Genomic DNA, 18,417 nt, shown 5'->3' on the forward strand with positions numbered 1-18,417 from the left:
CTTTGAGTAGTCGGATCCGATCCCCAGGTGAGTGTTGGCGTACGAAAGGTCCCCGGTCGATGAACGCGGTCACCCCACCCGGTGGTGAGCAGTCACTGGGTCCCACCGCACGGCGGATGATCCTCGGCTCACAGCTGCGGCGGATGCGTGAGGACGCGGGGATCACGCGCCAGGAGGCCGGCTACAGCATTCGCGGGTCCGAGTCGAAGATCAGCCGTCTCGAACTGGGCCGCGTCGGTTTCAAGGAACGCGACGTCGCCGACCTGCTGACCATGTACGGGATGACCGATCCCGAGGAGCGGCAGCAGTTCCTCGACATGGTCAAGGAGTCGAACGAGCCGGGCTGGTGGCGCCGCTACGGCGACCTGATGCCGAGCTGGTTCAACGACCTCGTCGGTCTCGAAGAAGCCGCGGCCCGGATCCAGGTCTGGGAGCCGCTGTACGTCACGGGTCTGCTGCAGACCGAGGCCTACGCGCGGGCGATCATGAGCCACGGCCGTCCGGACATGGTCGACGAGCAGGTCCGTCGCCGGGTCGCGCTGCGGATGCGGCGCCAGAAGATGCTGTCCAGACCGGACGCGCCGCGGTTGTGGCTGGTGCTCGACGAGTCGGTGCTCCACCGGCCGATCGGCGACCGCGAGATCCTGAAGGGCCAGATCGACCACCTGCTGGAGATGATCCAGCAGCCGAACATCTCGGTTCAGATCCTCCCGTTCGACCGGAGCGGCTACTCCGCCGACAGCGCGTTTTCGCTGCTGAGGTTCGCGGAAGAGGAATTGCCGAACATCGCCTACACCGAATACCTGACCGGCGCGCACTACATCGACAAGCGCGACGAGATCGAGCGGTACAGCCGGGCGCTGGACATGCTCGCGGTCGACGCGGAGACGCCGGACCGCAGCCGCCAGATGCTCTTGAAGCGCCGCGCGGAAATCTGAGTCACTCGCCGTTGTGCCAACCCGAAAATGTGGCTACGAACAGTAGTTACTGAGCCATTTGGAACACGGTTCATCACTCTCCAGTGGGGCGGCAGGGCGGCTGAGTTCTCACTGCACGCGAATTCTGCAAAAACTTCTGCACGTGCATTTACCGCTGCAGGCACACGTGCTAACTTTGGATCACAGGCAAATGCACATGCAGATGCATCGCCCGAAGGCTTTTCGGGGAAGGTGGGGACCATGGCTGAACAGTTCGACAACGGCATCCCGGCCGATCGTCTTACCGGTGCGCAGTGGCGCAAAGCGAGCTACAGCAACGCGATCGGCAACTGCGTCGAGGTGGCTCCGCTCGCGTCCGGCGAGATCGCGATGCGGAACTCGCGCTTCCCGACCGGACCCGCACTGATCTACACCCAGGCCGAGATGGCCGCGTTCCTCGCGGGTGCCAAGGACGGCGAATTCGATGATGTTCTCCGGTGACACCATTACCGCGGAGATCACCGATATCGAAAGCGGTCTTCGGGAACTGATCCACCGCGGGTATCAGTTCGTGCACCCGTGCGACGCGAACGGCGAGGTCATGGCCGTGGTCGGCGTGCGAGTCCACGACAACGTGGTCGACGTCGTCCGGCTCAACGCGGAGGACGACGTCGTGGCGACCCGCATGCCCGGCACCGAGGAGGACATCCTCGAGCCGGAGGTATGGCTGTGGCGTTTCGCCGGCGACGCGGCGACGGTGCTGACAGCACTGCTCGCGCTCCCGGACGAGCGGACGCCCGGCTCGCTGTACCTCCCGGAGAAGGCTTCCAAGGGTTGCTGGGTTCCGGGTCGCGGCGGCACCTCCAAGTGGCTCGCCGCCGGTTGACCACACCGCTCAAGCACAGTCGACCGCCTCTGTCGAGGGGGAGCGGTCGGCTGGTCGGGGGTCGTGAGTGCCGGGTCTTGAACCCGCCCGTCACTCACGGTCACAGGAAACCCATGCGCTTGCGGGGATCTTCGCGAGTTCACTCAGAGTTGCTGACTGAAGCGTGTCCAGTGCCACGTCGCACAGCGCGTTGATCAGCTGCTCACCGTTTACACTGGTGGCGGCCTGCCCTACTTCTCCCCTGGGAGCACCTCGGTGGTTTCCGACCCGTCCGACGCCGGACAGCCCGTAACCGACCAGCCCGATCCGGAACCCCGTGAAGAATGCGGTGTCTTCGGTGTCTGGGCGCCCGGAGAAGAGGTCGCGAAGCTGACCTACTACGGGCTCTACGCACTTCAGCACCGCGGCCAGGAAGCGGCCGGAATCTCGGTCTCCGACGGTTCGCAGATCGTCGTCTTCAAGGATCTCGGCCTGGTCAGTCAGGTCTTCGACGAGCAGGTCCTGCAGTCCTTGCAGGGCCACATCGCCGTCGGGCACTGCCGGTACTCGACCACCGGCGCGACCATCTGGGAGAACGCGCAGCCGATCTTCCGCACCACCGCCACCGGCAGCGGATTGTCCTTCGCGCACAACGGCAACCTCGTCAACACCGCCGAACTGCGCGATCGCACGGTCGCCGCCGGGCTCAAACCGCACGCCGGTCTGACCGGTTCCTCCAGCGACTCCGACCTGGTGTGCGGGCTGCTCGCGGCCAACGCCGCCGACAAGGGCATCGAAGCCGCCGCGCTGGAACTGCTGCCCACCCTCAAGGGCGCGTTCTGCCTGGTCTTCGCCGACGAGTCCACCTTGTACGCCGCCCGCGATCCGCACGGTGTGCGCCCGCTGGTGCTCGGCAGGCTCGAACGCGGTTGGGTGGTCGCGAGCGAGACGGCCGCGCTGGACATCTGCGGCGCGTCCTTCGTCCGCGAGGTCGAGCCCGGTGAGCTCATCGCCATCGACGCCGAGGGCCTGCGTTCCTCGCGGTTCGCCACCCCCGAGCCCAAGGGCTGCGTCTTCGAGTACGTCTACCTCGCGCGCCCGGACACCTCGATCGCCGGCCGCAGCGTGCACGCCACCCGCGTCGAGATCGGCCGCCGCCTCGCCGGCGAGCACCCGGCCGACGCCGACCTGGTGATGCCGGTGCCCGAATCCGGCACCCCCGCCGCGATCGGCTACGCGCAGGGCTCCGGCATTCCCTACGGCACGGGCCTGGTGAAGAACGCCTACGTCGGCCGTACCTTCATCCAGCCGTCGCAGACCATCCGCCAGCTGGGCATCCGGCTGAAGCTGAACCCGCTGCGCGATGTCATCCGCGGCAAGCGGCTCGTCGTGGTCGACGACTCCATCGTCCGCGGCAACACCCAGCGCGCGCTCGTCCGCATGCTGCGGGAGGCGGGCGCGCTCGAGGTCCACGTGCGGATCGCCTCGCCGCCCGTCCGCTGGCCGTGTTTCTACGGAATCGACTTCGCGTCGCGCGCCGAACTCGTGGCCAACGGCGTCGACGTCGACGGCATCCGCCGGTCGATCGGCGCCGACTCACTGGGCTACATCTCGTTGGACGGACTGGTCGCGGCTTCGGAACAGCCGAAGTCGCGGCTGTGCACGGCGTGTTTCTCCGGCGAGTACCCGATCGCGCTCCCTGACGACGCGCTGATCGGGAAACACCTGCTGGAGAGCATGGACTCGGTCAATGGCGCGGCGAAGCCCGTGACCCCAGCCGGGTACGGTGCTGAAGACGCCGTCCGGCGTCCTTAGTCCCTTCCTTTCAGAGTTGGAGTCCGCTTCCGTGAGCGAGTCCACGAGCGCCACGTACGCCGCCGCCGGAGTCAGCATCGACGCTGGTGACAAAGCCGTAGAGCTGCTCAAACCGCACGCCGAGAGGGCCACCAGGCCCGAGGTGATGGGCGGGGTCGGCGGCTTCGCCGGGCTGTTCTCACTGAAGCTGGACAAGTGGAAGGAGCCGGTGCTGGCCTCGTCGACCGACGGGGTCGGCACCAAGATCGCCGTCGCGCAGGCGCTCGACAAGCACGACACCGTCGGCATCGACCTGGTCGCGATGGTCGTCGACGACCTGGTCGTCACCGGCGCCGAACCGCTGTTCATGCAGGACTACATCGCCGTCGGCAAGGTCGTGCCGGAGAAGATCGCGGCGCTGGTCGGCGGGATCGCCGAGGGCTGTGTGCAGGCGGGTTGCGCGCTCCTCGGCGGCGAGACCGCGGAACACCCCGGCCTGATGGGCGAGCACGACTACGACCTCTCGGGCACCGGCATCGGCGTCGTCGAAGCGTCGAAGGTGCTCGGCCCGGAGCGGGTCCGCCCCGGCGACGTCGTGCTCGCGCTCGGCTCCTCCGGCCTGCACTCCAACGGCTACTCGCTCGCCAGGCACGTGCTGCTGGACATCGCGCGCATGCCGCTCGACGGGCACGTCGAGGAGTTCGGCCGCTCGCTGGGCGAGGAGATGCTGGAGCCGACCCGGATCTATGCGAAGGACTGCCTCGCGCTGGCGGCCGAAGCCGATGTCCGCACGTTCGCGCACATCACCGGCGGCGGCCTGGAGCAGAACCTCGCCCGCGTCATGCCGCGCGGCCTGGTCGCGAAGCTCGAACGCGGCACCTGGACCCCGGCGCCGGTGTTCGCGCTGATCGGGCACCGCGGCAAGGTCGAACGCGCCGAGCTGGAGAAGACGTTCAACATGGGCATCGGCATGGTCGCGATCGTCGGCGCCGACGACGTCGACCGCGCGCTGGCGATGCTGACCGCGCGGCACGTGCCGGCGTGGATCCTCGGTGACGTGCAGCCCGCGGAGGACCCGGACGGCCCGCGCGCCGTGCTTTCCGGTGACCACCCGCGCTTCTGACCGCGTACATTCGAAAACCGGCTTGGCCCCGGATGACACACTGGATCCGTGGCTGATGACGTGGTGATCGGTACCCGGTTCGTGATCCCGGGTGCCGAATTGAGCGAACGGTTCTCCCGGTCCTCGGGTCCGGGTGGGCAGGGCGTGAACACCACGGACTCGCGGGTCGAGCTGTCCTTCGACGTTGCCGGTTCGGCGGCCGTCCCGGAACATCTCCGGGCCCGGATGCTGGACCGGCTTTCGTCGCGCCTGGTCGACGGCGTGGTCACGATCGCCGCTTCCGAACACCGCTCGCAGCTGATGAACCGGGAAGCCGCGCGGGCACGGCTGGTGATGCTGCTCCTGGAGGCGTCGGCGCCTCCGGCGGCCAAACGGCGTCCCACCAAACCGTCACGCGGTTCGAAGGAACGCCGCCTGGCCTCGAAGAAACGCCGCGGCGAGGTCAAACGAACTCGCCGCGGCGGTTATTCAGACGACTGACAGGTGCACACACTCGGCCACGGATTGGAAACCGACGCGGCCGTAGACGCGTTCCGCCTGCCCGGCGCCCGGTGTCAGGAACACCGAAACGCCGCCACGGGCATGGGCCTCACGGGTCAGGTGCTCGGTCAGCGCCGCGGCGATCCCGCGCTGCCGATACCCCTCTAGCACGCCGATTCCGGCGACCTCGCTCGCGCCGTCGAGGATCGCCGTCGCGACCCCGCCGCCGACACATTCACCGGTTTCGGTGAGTGCCATGACCGAGATGGTCTCGCCGCTCAGCTGCTCGGGCGACGGCTCGACGTGCTCGCCGGGATCGGGTTCCCCGAAGGCGATGTTCTGCGCCCGGATCATGAGCCGGAGTTCGGCGGGTGTCACGGGAGCCTTCAGGACGATTCCGGTGGGAACCGGCTGTGCCACGAGCTGCCCGGGCGGGCAGACCATCAACGGGATCCGCCGTTCCAAGGTGTAGCCGCCTTCGACGAGCACGGTCTCGGCTTCGGGGGCGGCCTCGGTCAAGAATTCCAGCCGCGGCGTGAGCCCGCGACCGCGGAATGCCTCGGTCAGCTTCGCGACGTCACCCCCGGTGGGCACCCCGCCGTTGTCCGGGATCGCGTAGTTGAGGAACGGGTGGTCGTTCCCGGTCGTATAGGTGGCCAGGAACGGCCCGATCCGCTCGGTTTCGCGGGACTGCGCCGCGGTGGTGCGGATGTAGGACTGCAGTGCGTTGATCGTCTCAATGGACACTGGTGGAAAGCCTTTCAGGCAAGACGGAATGACGCACGGGAGGACTCGCGTGCGTGGTGGAGCTGGCATGAGCGCCGGCTAGCTCGTGCCGACGCCAACGGAGGCGTCAGGCATGAGGCATCCCTCTTTCCGTAAGCAAGGCTTTCGCGATCACTGTCGCATGGTGGGCAAGTGGTTTACCGGCCGAGACGACCGGCGGCGGGACCGCGACTGTCCACAATGGAGCCTGTGGACAACCCTGTGGATGACTGCGAAGCAATCAGGAGAAGGCGTTCTCGCACAAGGAAAAGCCTGGTGAGTGACCTGTGTACTACTTGCCGTGTCCGGCGAGTTCGCGCGCGCGTTCGATCAGCTTCTGCAGGTGCAGTCCGCGCCGCACGTCGCACGGATGCGATGTCGTTCCACTGGCCGCCATCGCGGCGAAATCATCGAGAAGCGCGGTGAACGATTCGCCCGCCGAACCCGGTTTCCGTCCCAACGTGCGATAACCGTGCTCGCCGTAGACGGCAACCTCGACGACCGTCGGCTGGATCGGCAGCCGCAACGACAGGGTCGCCGTACTGGTCGCGCCACCCGCGTGGGCGAACAGGAGCTGCCACAGATCGTCATCGGTACGGTGAGCGGCGAGTACGTCGGTGATCTCACCGAGCGCGGCGTCGAGCAGATCGAACGCGTGCGGGCCGATGTCGGCGAGCGCGCCGGAGTCCGCCCGCCACGGCGACGACTGGTACTGCCCGCCGAGCAGCGCGCCCGAAAGCCAGCGCGCACCACCGCCGCGCCAGCCGCCCGCCTCCTTGATCCCGTCGAGCCACTCTCGGGTCATCGGCGAGAACCGCAAGGTCAGCACCACGAGAGCCGCCACGCCCGCGGCCTCGACCGCGTCCACGAGCCGCCGCGCCCCGTCGAGATCCGCGGCGATCGGCTTCTCCAGGATGAGGTGCTTGCCCGCCTCGGCGGCCTTGACCGCCAGCTCCGCCTGCACGGCGGGCGGCACGGCGAACGCCACCGCGTCCACCCGGTCCAGCAGCTCTTCGAAGCTGCCGACCGCTTCGGCGCAGTGCGCCTCGGCCAGCTCCTTCGCGGCTTCAGGACGCCTCGTCCAGACCGCGCTCAAGGTGGTTCCGGGGTGATCGGCGAGGCCCGGCGCGTGCACCGTCTTCGCCCATGGACCGGCCCCGACCAGACCCGCGCGCAGCTGTCCCTGTCCCACGGCCCCAGTCTAGGTGTGCTGCCGTGGCGCAAGTGAACGCACCACGGCCAGCCCCGCATTTAGTCCTCTCAATGCGGTAGTTGCGTGTGCAAGGACCGCCTTCAGAGGACTACACGCGCGTCAGGGGCTGGGCCAGCCGGTCGTAGAGGTCCAGCAGTTCGGCGAGCTTGGCGGAGGTCAGGACGTGCGCGCTGTCGAGGTCGAAGACCCGGAACCGATTGCCAGGGGTCCGCTCGTCCGCCTCCCGGATCATCCGGTCCTGCAGGGCGAGCGGGACGACGTCGTCGCGCAGGTGCCGGACGTAGACGCGCGGGATGCGCCCCCAAGTGCGCAGGTCACCGCGTGAATCGACCTCGCTCTTCCCGGGCAGTTCGTCCGGCATCATGGAGTTCAGGAACGTGTGGAACTCGGCGTCGGTGCTGTCGCTCATGAAGGCCTCTTTCGCCTTCGCGAGGCGCACGGGGTCGGCGATGCGCCAGTTCGACCGGTAGGCCCCGATCGTCGCCGGATCGCCGGCCATGAATTCGAGAAGTGCCGTCACCCGCGTCGTCGAGCCTTCCGCGGTGCCGAGGTACTCGCCGGGAGTGCGGAGCGCGCTGCAGCAGAACGCGGTGTCGTAGATCAGCAGGTCGATCAGTCGCGGCACCTGGTTCGCGACCAGGCTGATCGCCGCACCGCCGATGCTGGCGCCGACGAGCACGACCGGGCCGTGCGCGGCCGCCCGGCGGACGGTCTCGACCGTCGCGGCGATGTGGTCGGCCACGGTCACCCCGGCCAGCGGTGACGGCTCGGTCGCGAACGCGGCGAGGTCCTGCGGGGCCTGGTACGAAAGCCGGAACTGGGCATCGGTCGGTCGCTGGCCGGGCAGATCGACGCCGACGCAGCGATAACCGCGCAGCACCAGTTCGTTCGGGACGCCGGAGACGCCGTTCGCGCCCGCGGCGAAGACGAACGTCGGGACGCCGCGCCGTTCACGCGCGGACGCCGGGCCCGTGGTGGCGAGTCCGGTGATGCCTGCCAGTCCGGCGACGGTGATCGCCCTGCGACGCGTGGGGTCGTTCATGCCGTCCATGCAACCGGGCACGCCGGTCGCATGGACAGCCGAAGAAGTGGTGTTCCGCCGCTACGAAAGTTGCGGATCAGGAGTAGCTGTAGAAACCGCGGCCGGTCTTCTTGCCGAGCAGGCCGGCGTCGACCATGCGCAGCAGCAGCGGTGGCGAGGAGTACAGCGGCTCCTTGAACTCGGCGTACATCGAGTCCGCGATCGCCTTGATGGTGTCCAGGCCGATCAGGTCCGAAAGCCGCAGCGGGCCCATCGGGTGCGCGGTGCCGAGCTCCATCCCGCGGTCGATGTCCTCGGCCGACGCGAAGCCCGACTCGATCATCCGGATCGCCGAAAGCAGATACGGCACGAGCAGCGAGTTCACGATGAACCCGGCTCGGTCCTGCGACCGGATCACCGTCTTGGCCAGCGCCGACGTCGCGTGCTCCTCCGCGCGGCGGGCGGTGTCGTCGCTGGTCAGCAGCGAGGGCACCAGCTCCACGAGCGGCAGCACCGGGACCGGGTTGAAGAAGTGGATGCCGATCACCTGCTGCGGGCGGCCGGTGGCCATCCCGAGCTTCATGATCGGAATCGAGGAGGTGTTGGACGCGAACACCGCGTCCTCACGCTCGACGATCTTGTCCAGCGACCGGAACACCTCGACCTTGGCCTGCTCCTGTTCCAGGATGGCCTCGATGACGAGGTCGCGGTCGGCGAACTCGCCGATCTCGGTGGTGAAGCGGAGCCGTCCGAGCGCCGCGTCGGCGTCTTCCCGCGAGAGCTTCCCGTTCTTGACGCCGCGTTGCAGCGACTTCTCGATCCGCGCCCGCCCGGCGTCCAGCGCCGGCTGGTTCACCTCGGTGACGAGCACGTCCAAACCGGCACGCGCGTGCACCTCGGCGATGCCGGAGCCCATGAGACCGGCTCCGACGACACCTACTCGGGATACGTCAGACATGGCACCTCTTCCATATTTTGGGCAGCACGCGACACGCGAGGGTGGTTACCGGGGCAAGCCCCGATCCACCCTCGCGTGTCACGCGTTGCTCAGCGGCGGTATTCGTCGTACCCGTCGTACGGGTCGTCGTCATACCGCTTGTCGTCCTCGTGCCTGTCTTCCGAGGAACTACTGGACAGCTCGCGCTGCAAAGCATCGAAGTCGGTTTCGTGCGAGCTGTACTTGAGCTCGCGCGCCACCTTCGTCTGCTTGGCCTTAGCCCGGCCGCGCCCCATGGCTCGACCCCCTCGCACAGGGGCGGGGCGGCCGGGGGAATCGGCGGCCCCGCATCGTCTCGACAATTATTTCCTGCTGACACCGTACCGTGTCCGGGGGGTTGGATGCGACGTGGCACGGTGTGCCGGTGGCGACAGTGTTCCCCGAACGCCGGTTACCGGCCGGTCGGTGGCGATAGTCGCAGGTCGGCGTGTCACGATGCTCGTGTGCCCCGTCCGTTCGCGGCTTATCTCCGCGTCTATGAGCCCCTGCTCGCGCTGGGTGATCCACCGGACGAACGCCTGCTGGAGGCCGTGGAAGCGGCCCGGCTCGATCGTTCGGCCGCCGGGCTGCGCGAACAGGCATTGTGGCTCAAGTCACAGCATGTCGGCCGGTTGCTGCCCGCCGAGCTCGCGGACGGCAGGCCGTCGCCCAGTCTGATCACCGACGTCCTCGTCCTGGACCCGGAAGACGTGCCGGAGGGTGAGCACGGCGACGCGGGGCCGGGGCCACTGGTCTGCCCGATGGAGATCCGCGCCCGCTCGGCCGCGGCACTGGTGACCTTTCTCGGTGACGCCCATCCGGCGTTGAGGAACTCGGTGCTCGACGCGGGCGGCGCTTCGCTCGACATGATCCGTTCGCGGGCGAAGTCGGCCATCAATGATCTGACCGCCGGTGCCTCGCACACGCTCTCGACGACGTGGACCGTTCCGCTCCCGTGGTTCGTCCTGTTCGATCCCGGCATGCGCCGGGTCAAACTGGGCAAGGGCCGCCACGACCCCGAACGCGAGGTGTCGTGGCGGGTCTCGATCGCCGACGCGCGGCATCGCGCCCGCGAGGTCGGCGACCTGCTCGAAGCGACCTTCGGTGACTCCGGGCCCGGCAGGGTGCTTCTCGAAACGCGACGCTGGCTCGACAGCTTCCACCCCGGCTCCGCGGTCGAACTCGACTACGGCGGTCTCGTCCAACTCTTCGCCGACTCGATCCTGCAGGCCGACACGACCGCCGAAGAGGTGCACGACATCCTCGACGCGCTTCGCACCGGCAATGTCGACGAGTTGGCGGAGCTGTTCGCCGACCTGCGGGACTTCTGGGGCGACCTGGCCGCGCGAGAACGCGCGAACTAGCCGAAGAGACCGGCGGTGACGCGCAGTTCGCCGACCGGTTTCCCGCCACCGAGGACGACGTTGTGCGCGAGGGCCTCGGCTTCGTCACCCGGATCGATGCCGAGGTGACGCAGAGTCGCGAGCAGTAGCGGCAGCCGGGCCCGCGCGGCGCCGTCGTCGATCTTGAGCGCCAGCGCGGTGCCGTCAGGGAGCGCGAACGAGTGCACTCCCTCGGCGCCGCCCTTCGAGAGGAGGCCGTCGACGTTCCGCATCAGCACGGTGTCCTCGCGGCCGGTGCCCGCGACCTGCCACGGATACGCGCGGACGGCGTCCGCGACCCGGCGTTCCGGCCCGCCGATGGCGGTGACCAGCCTGCCGAACGAGCGGGCGAGGCCGGTGAGGGAGAACGCGAACAGTGGGGCGCCGCAGCCGTCGACGCCGACCGTTTCGATCGGTTCACAGGTGAGGTCGGCGATGGTGGCCCGGATGAGTTCTTGCAGCGGATGATTCGCGGCCACGTAATCCGTGGTGGACCAGCCGAGCTGGGCGCAGGTGCTGAGCATCGCGGCGTGTTTGCCGGAGCAGTTCATGGCGGCCCGGCGTTTCCCGGCGGCGGCCACGGCGAGCATGCTCGGCTCGTGCAGCGGGAAGGCGGGCGGGCACGCCAGCGCGTCCTCGGTCAGCCCCGTGCGGGCGAGCATCGACAAAGCGCCCTCGACGTGGCCGGGTTCGCCGTTGTGCGATCCGCAGCCCAGGGCGAGTTCCTTGTCGCCGATGGTGAGGCCGGCGCGCAGCATCCCGACCGCTTGGAGAGGCTTGTTGGACGAGCGTGGGTAGACCGGCCGCTCGACGTCGCCCGCGAAGAACCGCACCGAGCCGTCCGGGGCCGTGATCACCAGCGCGCCGCGGTGGACGCTCTCCACGAAACCGGACCGGACGACCTCGACCAGGACGGGGTTCGTCACTCGGGTCCGCCGCGTTCGGTGTCGAGCAGATCGTCGACGGAAGCCGTGCCCTTGCGGTAGCGGGTGGCGATCTCGGCGTTGATCGTGTCCATCACGCCCTGCACCTCGCGGCGGTACGAGGAGACGGAAACCTCTTCGTCGGCGTACCGGTTGAGGGCGCTGATCAGCTGCTCGTCCGACAGGGTGCTCACGTCGGAAAGATCCGTGTCGCCGATGAGCGCCTCGGCGAACCGCCGGTGCTCACCCGCCCGCGACGGCTCCAGCCGCTGATGCCTGCCCGAACCCGTCGCCGGCCCGATCGCGTTGTCCGCCAGGATCGCGGCCAGCCGCTCGACGACGCTGCGCTCCCCGCCCGAACTCCGGCGCTCCTGCTCGGCCCGCACGATGTCGATCCGCGCGTGCAACAGCCGCCGCAGGTACGACAGGTCGGTCTCCTCCTGCGCGGCCTCGTCACGGCGCTCGCGCAGCACGGAAAGGGGCAGCTCGCCGAGGTCGCTGAGATACCCAGGGCCGAGCACGCGGTCGATACGACGGCGACCACCGGGCCGGACTTCGATCACCCGCGTAGCTTATCGCGCTCCGGCGGAAATGTTCCGCACGGCGCGATACCACAAGGATCTTTCGTCCTCCCGGAGACCTCCCCGGCGCGCCGCCGCTCTTTCGGTTCCTTCCAGAGCGCGCCCCCCACCCGTCCCGGGGGCGGCCCCTGGTCCAGTCTACCGGGGGTGGGGGTGGAAAAGGGCTGGTCGGCGAGGTTGTCCACAGGTGGACGGAGTTGTGGATAACTTGTGGAAGGGACGGTGGGCGAGTACGTGAGGCAGTCCTTCACGGACACGCCGCCAGGGTGGAGTCCGGCGAGGGCGGGGTGTCAATGAAGGTTGTCGACGTGGGGGTTGTCCATGAAGGAATCGGGACACTCAACGTCCCAATTCCTTCATGGACGCGCCGCGAGGTCACAACGAAGCGAAGGCCTCCTTCCCTACGCTCAAGGTAGGGAAGGAGGCCTTCACGGCACGAGTCGGCAAAGCAGCGAAAGCTTCAGCTCCGCAGCCGCTGGGCGGCTTCCCGCCCAGGTGCGGGAGCCTCACCGGGAACGGAGTCCGGGTCGATGGCCGCCTGCACGACGCGGTCCTCGGCGCCCACCAGCAGTTCGGCGCCCGGGCGTGTCGAGCGTTTGACCAGTGCGAGCGCGATCGGACCCAGTTCGTGGTGCTGCACCACGCTGCCGACGCGGCCGACCGTCCGCTCGCCGACGACCACCGGATCGCCGGTCTCCGGGGTGATCTCCGGCGAACCGTCCAGATGCAGCAGCGCCATGTACCGCGGCGGCCGCCCGACGTTGTGGACCTTCGCGACGGTCTCTTGCCCGCGGTAGCAGCCCTTCGCCACGTGCGCGGCGGAGTCGACCCAGTTCACCTCGTGCGGGATCGTGCGGTCGTCGGTGTCGATGCCCAGCCGCGGCCGCAGCGACTCGACCCGCAGCGCGTCGAACGCCCAGCTGCCCGCCGGTCGCGCGCCCGCGTCGGTCAGCCGGCGCCACCAGGCCGCCAGGTCCGCGCGAGGCACGGCGAGGTCGACGCTGTTCCGCCCGGGCCACGGCATCCGCCGTGCGAAACCGCCGGGAATCGGAATCACGGAGTACGCGTCCGAGCCCAGCGAGACGTCCACGGCGGACAGGACGCGGTCCGCGTCGGGACCGAGGACGGTCAGCAGTGCCAGTTCACCGGAGACATCGCGGATGTCCACTTTGGACCAGAACTTCATCGCTTCGAGGTACTCGCGCAGCGGCTGCTTGCCACCGGACGGCAGCGCGCTCGACGCCACCGCGCCCCGGTCGCTGTCCAGCCACACCGTGCCGTCCGCGTGCGCGACGACCATGTGGGTGTCGACGCGGCCCTGGCTGTCCAGGACGAGCGCCTCGGTGCCGGTGCCTTCCGCGAGCCCGGTGACGTGCTGCGAGATCACCAAATGCAGCCAGGACAACCGTTCTTCCCCGGTCACGGCCAGGATCTCGCGGTGCGAACGGTCGATCACGACCGCGCCGCGCGCCGCCGTCCGTTGCTCGGCGAACGGGTCTCCCCAATGCCACGGGACACCCTCTTCAGGATGCCCGTCGGGTGCCGCGATCGGTCCGGGAAGGTCGAGCAGGGGGGAGCGGTAGGGCATAAAACCCATGTTAGTGAGTACCGTGTCGGTATGCGCGTGCTTGCCTTTCTCGACGGGACCCTGGCCGACCCCGAAGCCGCTCACCTGCGGGTGGACGATCTCGGACTGCTTCGCGGGGACGGCGTGTTCGAGACCATCCTCGTAGTCGACGGGCGGCCTCGTGAGCTGCGCCCGCATCTCGATCGGCTGGCCCGTTCCGCCGCCATGCTCGACCTCCCGGCGCCCGACCTCGCCGCTTGGGAGCGGGCCGCGCGGACCGTCATCGACAACTGGACCGGCAGCGCCGAGATCGCGCTGAAACTGGTCTACACCAGGGGGATCGACGGCGACCCCGACGAGAAGCCGTTCGGGTTCGCGCTCGGCGTGGAGATCGACGAGAAGGTACTGCGCGCCCGTGTCGAAGGCGTCGCGGCGATCACCCTCGAACGCGGTATCGACCCCGGCCTCGCCGAGCGCGCGCCGTGGCTGTTGCTGGGCGCGAAGTCCATTTCCTACGGCATCAACATGGCCGCGCTGCGCGAGGCAGGCCGCCGCGGCGCGAGCGATGTGATTTTCACCGCCGCCGACGGTTCGGTCTTCGAAGGGCCGACTTCGACGGTCGTCCTCGCGAAGGACAGGACGCTCTACACGCCGCCGGCGACCATCGGCATCTTGCCGGGGACGACGCAGGCGGCGTTGTTCCGCGGTGCCGAGCGGGCGGGCTGGTCGATCAAGGTCGAGCCGCTCGGTGTCTCGGACCTCACCGAGGGCGAAGGCCTCTTCCTCGCCTCGTCGGTCCGCAAGCTGACCAGGGTGCACACGCTCGACGGCGTCGCGCTGAGCGACTCCAGCGCGGTCCACGCCGAACTGGCCGCCGCCTACGAGAGCGAATACGCGATCAGCTGAGCGGGCTGATGATCAGCAGATGCGGCAGGATCGCTTCCTCGCGGTAGGCCGCGATCTTGTGGTGCCCGTCGAGGATCACCGCCGCGTCCGCGGTTTCCAGCACCACGGCCACCGGACGGTGCCCGCTCTTGATCGCCGTCCGGTAGTAGCCGACCCGCGAGACGTCGGCGGGCGGCCAGTCGGCACTCGGGGTCAGGTACCGGTCCTCGACCAGTCGCTCGGGTCCGGTGACCTGGTACTCGCCGTCGGCGAAGAGATCGAGAAGCGGGCGAAGCGTGTCGCCGAGCGGGCGTCGCATCTGGCCGGTGGCCAGCGCGATCCGCAGCGACTGCGGGAGTTCCGGTTGGGTTGGGACGCTGTTCGTGTCGATGACACCCGTGCCACCGTCGACCTTTACCTGTTCCACACCCTCGTGGACGAGTGAAAGCGGAGAAGGGTTCCGGGACGGGCCTGCGCGAGTGCCGGGAGTGACGCCCGTCTCACCACGGCCACCACCGGATAACCACCGGTAGTTGGATGATCCGCCAAGAACACGACCGGCAGTCCGTTCGGCGGTACCTGGATCGCGCCGGTCAGCAGGCCTTCACTCGGCAGTTCCCGCTCGGCGTAGCCGTCCTCGCGCACCAAGGCGGTCCCGTCGAGCCGAAGGCCGACGCGGTTGGACTCCGCCGTCACCGTCCAGGTTTGCGCGAGCCCGGCCGCCGGCCCCGCGAACCAGTGAGCCCGCGGCCCGGGCTCGACAGGCACGACCAGTTCCGACGACGCCACCGCGGGCAGCACGACGTCGGCACCGCTCGGCACCCCGGAGGGCGGGCCGAGCGGGAGTTCGTCGCCCACGCGTAGTGGGGCGGGCCCGATCTCCGAGAGCACGTCGCGTGACCGGCTGCCGAGTTCGGGCTCGACCGCGATCCCGCCGGAAACCGCCAGATAGCACCGTAATCCGGTGACGGGCGCGCCGATGGCCGCGACCTGGCCGGGAGCCAGCCACACCGGCGCGTGGGAGCCGACGGCGCGGCCGTCCACGCTGACGGCGACGGGCGGCCCGGTCACGGCGATCGTGCAGGACGTCTTCGCGCGCAGCCGCAATCCGCCCAAGAGACTCTCGACGCCCGCGGCGGCTTCGTCGTTGCCGACGAGCCGGTTGGCCAGCTTCAGCGCCGGGACGTCCAGCGCGCCGGACGGCGGGACGCCGAGATGCGCGTATCCGGGCCTGCCGAGGTCCTGCACCAGCGCGAGCGGACCGGTCTCGAGCACTTCGAGTGCCCTCATCCGGTGCTCCGGAAGCGCACCCGGTCGCCGGGCGCCAGCAACGCGGGCGGGTCGGCGCACGGGTCGAAAAGGACGGCCCGGGTGTGGCCGATCAGCCGCCAGCCCCCGGGCGAGACGCGCGGGTACACCCCGGTGAACTCGCCCGCGATCCCGACCGAACCCGGCGGCACCCTGGTGCGCGGAGTCGACAGCCTCGGCTGCCGGAGTGGTTCGGGAAGTCCTGTCAGATAACCGAAACCGGGGGCGAAGCCGGTGAAGGCCACGGTGTAGACGGCGGCGGTGTGCAGCCGCACAACGTCCTCAGTGGACACTCCGGCGTCCTGTGCGACGAGTTCGAGGTCTTCGCCGTCGTAGGTGACGTCCAGGGTGATCTCGCGGGATTCGCCTTCGGGCGGATGGTCGAGATCGGCGCCCGACAGGAGTTCACGGACGGCCGCGAGGGCGCCCGAGCCCGGAGCCTCCACCACGAGCAGGCTGCGGGCGCCGGGAACGAGTTCGGCGACGCCGTCCGGGCGCGCGGCCGCGATCGTGGCGTGCGCCGCGATCGTCCGGGTCAGGGAATCGCAGTCGAGCAGGGCGGCGTGCTCACCGTAGGCCCGCCACCGCACGGGACGCGTCCCGCTCAGCCCACCACGCGACGCAGCAGCGCCGACGTGTGCGGCTGCAGATCCTGGCCCATCATGGCGCGCTCCTCGACATAACCGAGGTCGCCGTTGTTGACGATGCCGTAGAGCCGTTGCGACGCCGTGACGTCCTTGGCCGTCGACGTGCGGACGACGGCGTCGGTGCCCAGCTCCCAAGCCGGAACCGAGGCCTTGCCGCGCGGTTTGCCGTAGAAGAGTTCCACGATGCCGGTGTTGTGGGTCAGCAGCAGCTCGATCGTGTCGTCGGCCTGCGGGCGCCAGAAACCGGACTCCCGCGCGGCGGGACGGATGACGTTGCCGTCGTCGTCGAGCAGCCAGGCGCGGGCCTCGTGCGTGAGGAAGGGACGGCCGTCGTGCGCGATGGTCAGCTGCATGCCGAACCGGTACGGGCCGTCGATGGTCGGGTAGTCGACCTCGCCTTCACCGCGCCAAACGCCGACGAGCGGCAAAAGCGCCAGGCAGGCGTCATTGAGGTTCGGGCCCTCGCGCAGGTTCGCCGTGTCACCCGGAACGGGCATGTCGTCGAACTGGGGGAGGTTGCGTTCGCGCGTGTTTTCCGCGCGCTTCTCCGCGGCCTGGATGGCCTCGTCGCCACTAGCCGTCATGGGTCAGCGTTGGTCGGCGTACAGCCGGTAGACGACGTACACGGCGAACCACGTGATCGCGACGCCGGCGAGTACCAGCAGGGTCGTAAACAGGATCTCCACGCCACGCACTTTAGTCGCTACCTGCCCGGACAGGCCTGCCGAGGTCGCGTGGCAGTGCCCACAAGTACATGAAGGCCCCCTTCCTTGCGTCTAGCGCAAGGAAGGGGGCCTTCGTGTACTTGTGTCGTCAGGCGACCGAAATGGCGAGTTGGTGGACGCCGGGTCCTTGAGCCGTCACCGAGGCTTCGCCGTTGCCGGAGCGGTGCAGCGCGCGCACCGTCCAGTCGCCGGGAGCCGCGTAGAAGCGGAAGTCACCGTCGGCCGAGGAGACCACCTCGCCGGTGAAGTCACCGCCGCCGTCGAGCAACCGGACGAAGGCGCCGCCCACGGGCCCTTCCGCGCCGGTCACCTTGCCTGCCAGCACGACCTGGCCGCGGGTGTCGTAATCGGCGGGCGTGGCCTCCTGGACCGGCGCGCCGCAGCTGTCGTCTGCCGCCATCACTTCGCTCCCAACTCGACCGGCACGCCGACGAGCGAGCCGTATTCCGTCCACGAACCGTCGTAGTTCTTCACCTGGCCGTAGCCGAGGAGCTCGTGCAGCGCGAACCACGCGATGGACGAGCGCTCACCGATCCGGCAGTACGCGATCGTGGACCTCGACTCGTCGAGGCCCTCGTCGGAGTACAGCTCCTTGATCTCTTCCTCGGTCTTGAAAGTGCCGTCCTCGTTGGCGACCTTCGCCCACGGGACGTTCAGCGCGCCCGGGATGTGGCCGGGGACCTGGGACTGCTCCTGCGGCAGGTGCGCCGGGGCGAGCAGCTTGCCGGAGAACTCGTCGGGCGAACGCACGTCGACGAAGTTGCTCTTGCCGATCTCGGAGACGACCTCGTCGCGGAACGCCCGGATCGAAAGGTCCTGCTCCTTGGCCTGGTACTCGGTCGGCTCGCGCTTGACCTCTTCCGAGCTCAGCTCGCGGCCGTCGAGCTCCCACTTCTTGCGGCCGCCGTCGAGCAGCTGCACGTTCTCGTGGCCGTAGAGCTTGAAGTACCAGTAGGCGTACGCGGCGAACCAGTTGTTGTTGCCGCCGTAGAGGACGACGCGGTCGTCGTTCGAGATGCCCTTCTCGGACAGCAGCTTCTCGAAGCCCTCCTTGTTGACGAAGTCGCGGCGGACCCCGTCCTGCAGGTCCTTGCGCCAGTCGAACTTCACCGCACCGCGGATGTGTCCGTTGTCGTACGCGGTCGTGTCCTCGTCGACCTCGATGAACACGACACCGGGGGTGTCCAGGTTCTCCTCGGCCCACTGGGTGGTGACCAGGACGTCTTCACGGCTCATGGAGCTGAC

22 protein-coding genes are annotated in these 18,417 nt (G+C 68.9%); 8 read left to right on the top strand and 14 right to left on the bottom strand.

Going from position 1 to position 18,417, the window contains the following annotated elements; all coding sequences use genetic code 11:
* The first annotated feature begins 59 nt into the window (after positions 1-59).
* The 6 genes from AVL48_RS16175 to arfB all read left to right on the top strand — a co-directional run bounded on the left by AVL48_RS16175 (position 60) and on the right by arfB (position 5,179).
* Positions 60-938, top strand: coding sequence for a helix-turn-helix domain-containing protein (locus tag AVL48_RS16175; RefSeq protein ID WP_061981902.1), 879 nt, complete (start codon positions 60-62; stop codon positions 936-938).
* Between the two features lie 240 nt (positions 939-1,178).
* Complete coding sequence (locus AVL48_RS16180; RefSeq protein ID WP_034312579.1) at positions 1,179-1,418, top strand: DUF397 domain-containing protein; 240 nt, start codon at positions 1,179-1,181, stop codon at positions 1,416-1,418.
* Positions 1,402-1,803, top strand: coding sequence for a hypothetical protein (locus tag AVL48_RS16185; protein WP_061981903.1), 402 nt, complete (start codon positions 1,402-1,404; stop codon positions 1,801-1,803). The genes AVL48_RS16180 and AVL48_RS16185 overlap by 17 nt, the downstream gene beginning before the upstream one ends.
* A gap of 255 nt (positions 1,804-2,058) precedes the next feature.
* Positions 2,059-3,597, top strand: coding sequence for an amidophosphoribosyltransferase (gene purF / locus AVL48_RS16190; RefSeq protein WP_061981904.1), 1,539 nt, complete (start codon positions 2,059-2,061; stop codon positions 3,595-3,597).
* A 31-nt stretch (positions 3,598-3,628) separates the two neighbouring features.
* Positions 3,629-4,699: a phosphoribosylformylglycinamidine cyclo-ligase gene (gene purM / locus AVL48_RS16195; protein WP_061981905.1), complete on the top strand. Its 1,071-nt coding sequence runs from the start codon at positions 3,629-3,631 to the stop codon at positions 4,697-4,699.
* 48 nt (positions 4,700-4,747) lie between these two features.
* Positions 4,748-5,179 carry an alternative ribosome rescue aminoacyl-tRNA hydrolase ArfB gene (arfB, locus tag AVL48_RS16200; protein ID WP_244162620.1) on the top strand — a complete coding sequence of 144 codons (432 nt, stop codon included), beginning with the start codon at positions 4,748-4,750 and terminating at the stop codon, positions 5,177-5,179.
* Here arfB and AVL48_RS16205 read toward each other — a convergent pair.
* From AVL48_RS16205 to AVL48_RS16225, 5 genes are all read right to left on the bottom strand, one after another.
* Positions 5,168-5,926 (bottom strand): GNAT family N-acetyltransferase, encoded by a 759-nt coding sequence (locus tag AVL48_RS16205; RefSeq protein ID WP_143104823.1) that lies wholly within the window; start codon positions 5,924-5,926, stop codon positions 5,168-5,170. The genes arfB and AVL48_RS16205 overlap by 12 nt on opposite strands.
* Before the next feature lie 310 nt (positions 5,927-6,236).
* Positions 6,237-7,136, bottom strand: coding sequence for a Gfo/Idh/MocA family protein (locus AVL48_RS16210; protein ID WP_061981907.1), 900 nt, complete (start codon positions 7,134-7,136; stop codon positions 6,237-6,239).
* Between the two features lie 109 nt (positions 7,137-7,245).
* Entirely contained in the window at positions 7,246-8,199 is a 954-nt protein-coding gene (locus AVL48_RS16215; protein WP_061982013.1) for an alpha/beta fold hydrolase, read from the bottom strand.
* A 76-nt stretch (positions 8,200-8,275) separates the two neighbouring features.
* Positions 8,276-9,136 (bottom strand): 3-hydroxybutyryl-CoA dehydrogenase, encoded by an 861-nt coding sequence (locus AVL48_RS16220; protein ID WP_074038280.1) that lies wholly within the window; start codon positions 9,134-9,136, stop codon positions 8,276-8,278.
* Positions 9,137-9,225: 89 nt separating this feature from the next.
* On the bottom strand, positions 9,226-9,411 hold the full coding sequence (locus AVL48_RS16225; protein WP_007032561.1) for a DUF3073 domain-containing protein: 186 nt from the start codon (positions 9,409-9,411) through the stop codon (positions 9,226-9,228).
* 207 nt (positions 9,412-9,618) lie between these two features.
* Between AVL48_RS16225 and AVL48_RS16230 the strand changes: the two genes are divergently transcribed.
* Positions 9,619-10,518 carry a DUF8083 family protein gene (locus AVL48_RS16230; RefSeq protein WP_061981909.1) on the top strand — a complete coding sequence of 300 codons (900 nt, stop codon included), beginning with the start codon at positions 9,619-9,621 and terminating at the stop codon, positions 10,516-10,518.
* On the opposite strand, the gene AVL48_RS16235 is transcribed toward AVL48_RS16230, so the two are convergent.
* The 3 genes from AVL48_RS16235 to ygfZ form a co-directional block, all read right to left on the bottom strand.
* Complete coding sequence (locus AVL48_RS16235; RefSeq protein ID WP_061981910.1) at positions 10,515-11,462, bottom strand: asparaginase; 948 nt, start codon at positions 11,460-11,462, stop codon at positions 10,515-10,517. The two genes, AVL48_RS16230 and AVL48_RS16235, sit on opposite strands and share 4 nt — an antisense overlap.
* Positions 11,459-12,022 (bottom strand): RsiG family protein, encoded by a 564-nt coding sequence (locus tag AVL48_RS16240; protein ID WP_061981911.1) that lies wholly within the window; start codon positions 12,020-12,022, stop codon positions 11,459-11,461. The genes AVL48_RS16235 and AVL48_RS16240 overlap by 4 nt, the downstream gene beginning before the upstream one ends.
* A 478-nt stretch (positions 12,023-12,500) precedes the next feature.
* A complete protein-coding gene (gene ygfZ / locus AVL48_RS16245; protein ID WP_061981912.1) occupies positions 12,501-13,628 on the bottom strand; it encodes a CAF17-like 4Fe-4S cluster assembly/insertion protein YgfZ in 1,128 nt (375 codons plus the stop codon).
* Positions 13,629-13,658: 30 nt separating this feature from the next.
* Between ygfZ and AVL48_RS16250 the strand changes: the two genes are divergently transcribed.
* Positions 13,659-14,513 carry an aminodeoxychorismate lyase gene (locus AVL48_RS16250; RefSeq protein ID WP_061981913.1) on the top strand — a complete coding sequence of 285 codons (855 nt, stop codon included), beginning with the start codon at positions 13,659-13,661 and terminating at the stop codon, positions 14,511-14,513.
* Here AVL48_RS16250 and AVL48_RS16255 read toward each other — a convergent pair.
* The 6 genes from AVL48_RS16255 to AVL48_RS16280 all read right to left on the bottom strand — a co-directional run bounded on the left by AVL48_RS16255 (position 14,506) and on the right by AVL48_RS16280 (position 18,408).
* Positions 14,506-14,919, bottom strand: a complete 414-nt coding sequence (locus AVL48_RS16255; RefSeq protein ID WP_061981914.1) for a hypothetical protein — start codon at positions 14,917-14,919, stop codon at positions 14,506-14,508. The two genes, AVL48_RS16250 and AVL48_RS16255, sit on opposite strands and share 8 nt — an antisense overlap.
* The gene (locus AVL48_RS16260; protein ID WP_061981915.1) at positions 14,907-15,782 is read right to left on the bottom strand and encodes a 5-oxoprolinase subunit C family protein; all 876 of its coding nucleotides are present in this window, start codon (positions 15,780-15,782) and stop codon (positions 14,907-14,909) included. The genes AVL48_RS16255 and AVL48_RS16260 overlap by 13 nt, the downstream gene beginning before the upstream one ends.
* Positions 15,779-16,390, bottom strand: a complete 612-nt coding sequence (pxpB, locus tag AVL48_RS16265; RefSeq protein ID WP_061981916.1) for a 5-oxoprolinase subunit PxpB — start codon at positions 16,388-16,390, stop codon at positions 15,779-15,781. Before pxpB ends, AVL48_RS16260 begins: the two co-directional genes overlap by 4 nt.
* 14 nt (positions 16,391-16,404) lie before the next feature.
* A complete protein-coding gene (locus AVL48_RS16270; RefSeq protein WP_061981917.1) occupies positions 16,405-17,031 on the bottom strand; it encodes a heme-binding beta-barrel domain-containing protein in 627 nt (208 codons plus the stop codon).
* A gap of 229 nt (positions 17,032-17,260) precedes the next feature.
* Entirely contained in the window at positions 17,261-17,572 is a 312-nt protein-coding gene (locus tag AVL48_RS16275) for a DUF1416 domain-containing protein (RefSeq protein ID WP_061981918.1), read from the bottom strand.
* Positions 17,572-18,408 (bottom strand): sulfurtransferase, encoded by an 837-nt coding sequence (locus AVL48_RS16280; RefSeq protein WP_061981919.1) that lies wholly within the window; start codon positions 18,406-18,408, stop codon positions 17,572-17,574. The genes AVL48_RS16275 and AVL48_RS16280 overlap by 1 nt, the downstream gene beginning before the upstream one ends.
* Positions 18,409-18,417 lie beyond the last annotated feature (9 nt).

Origin of the sequence: Amycolatopsis regifaucium, assembly GCF_001613935.1 — a bacterium.
In the GTDB taxonomy this organism is placed as follows: Bacteria; Actinomycetota; Actinomycetes; order Mycobacteriales; family Pseudonocardiaceae; genus Amycolatopsis; species Amycolatopsis regifaucium.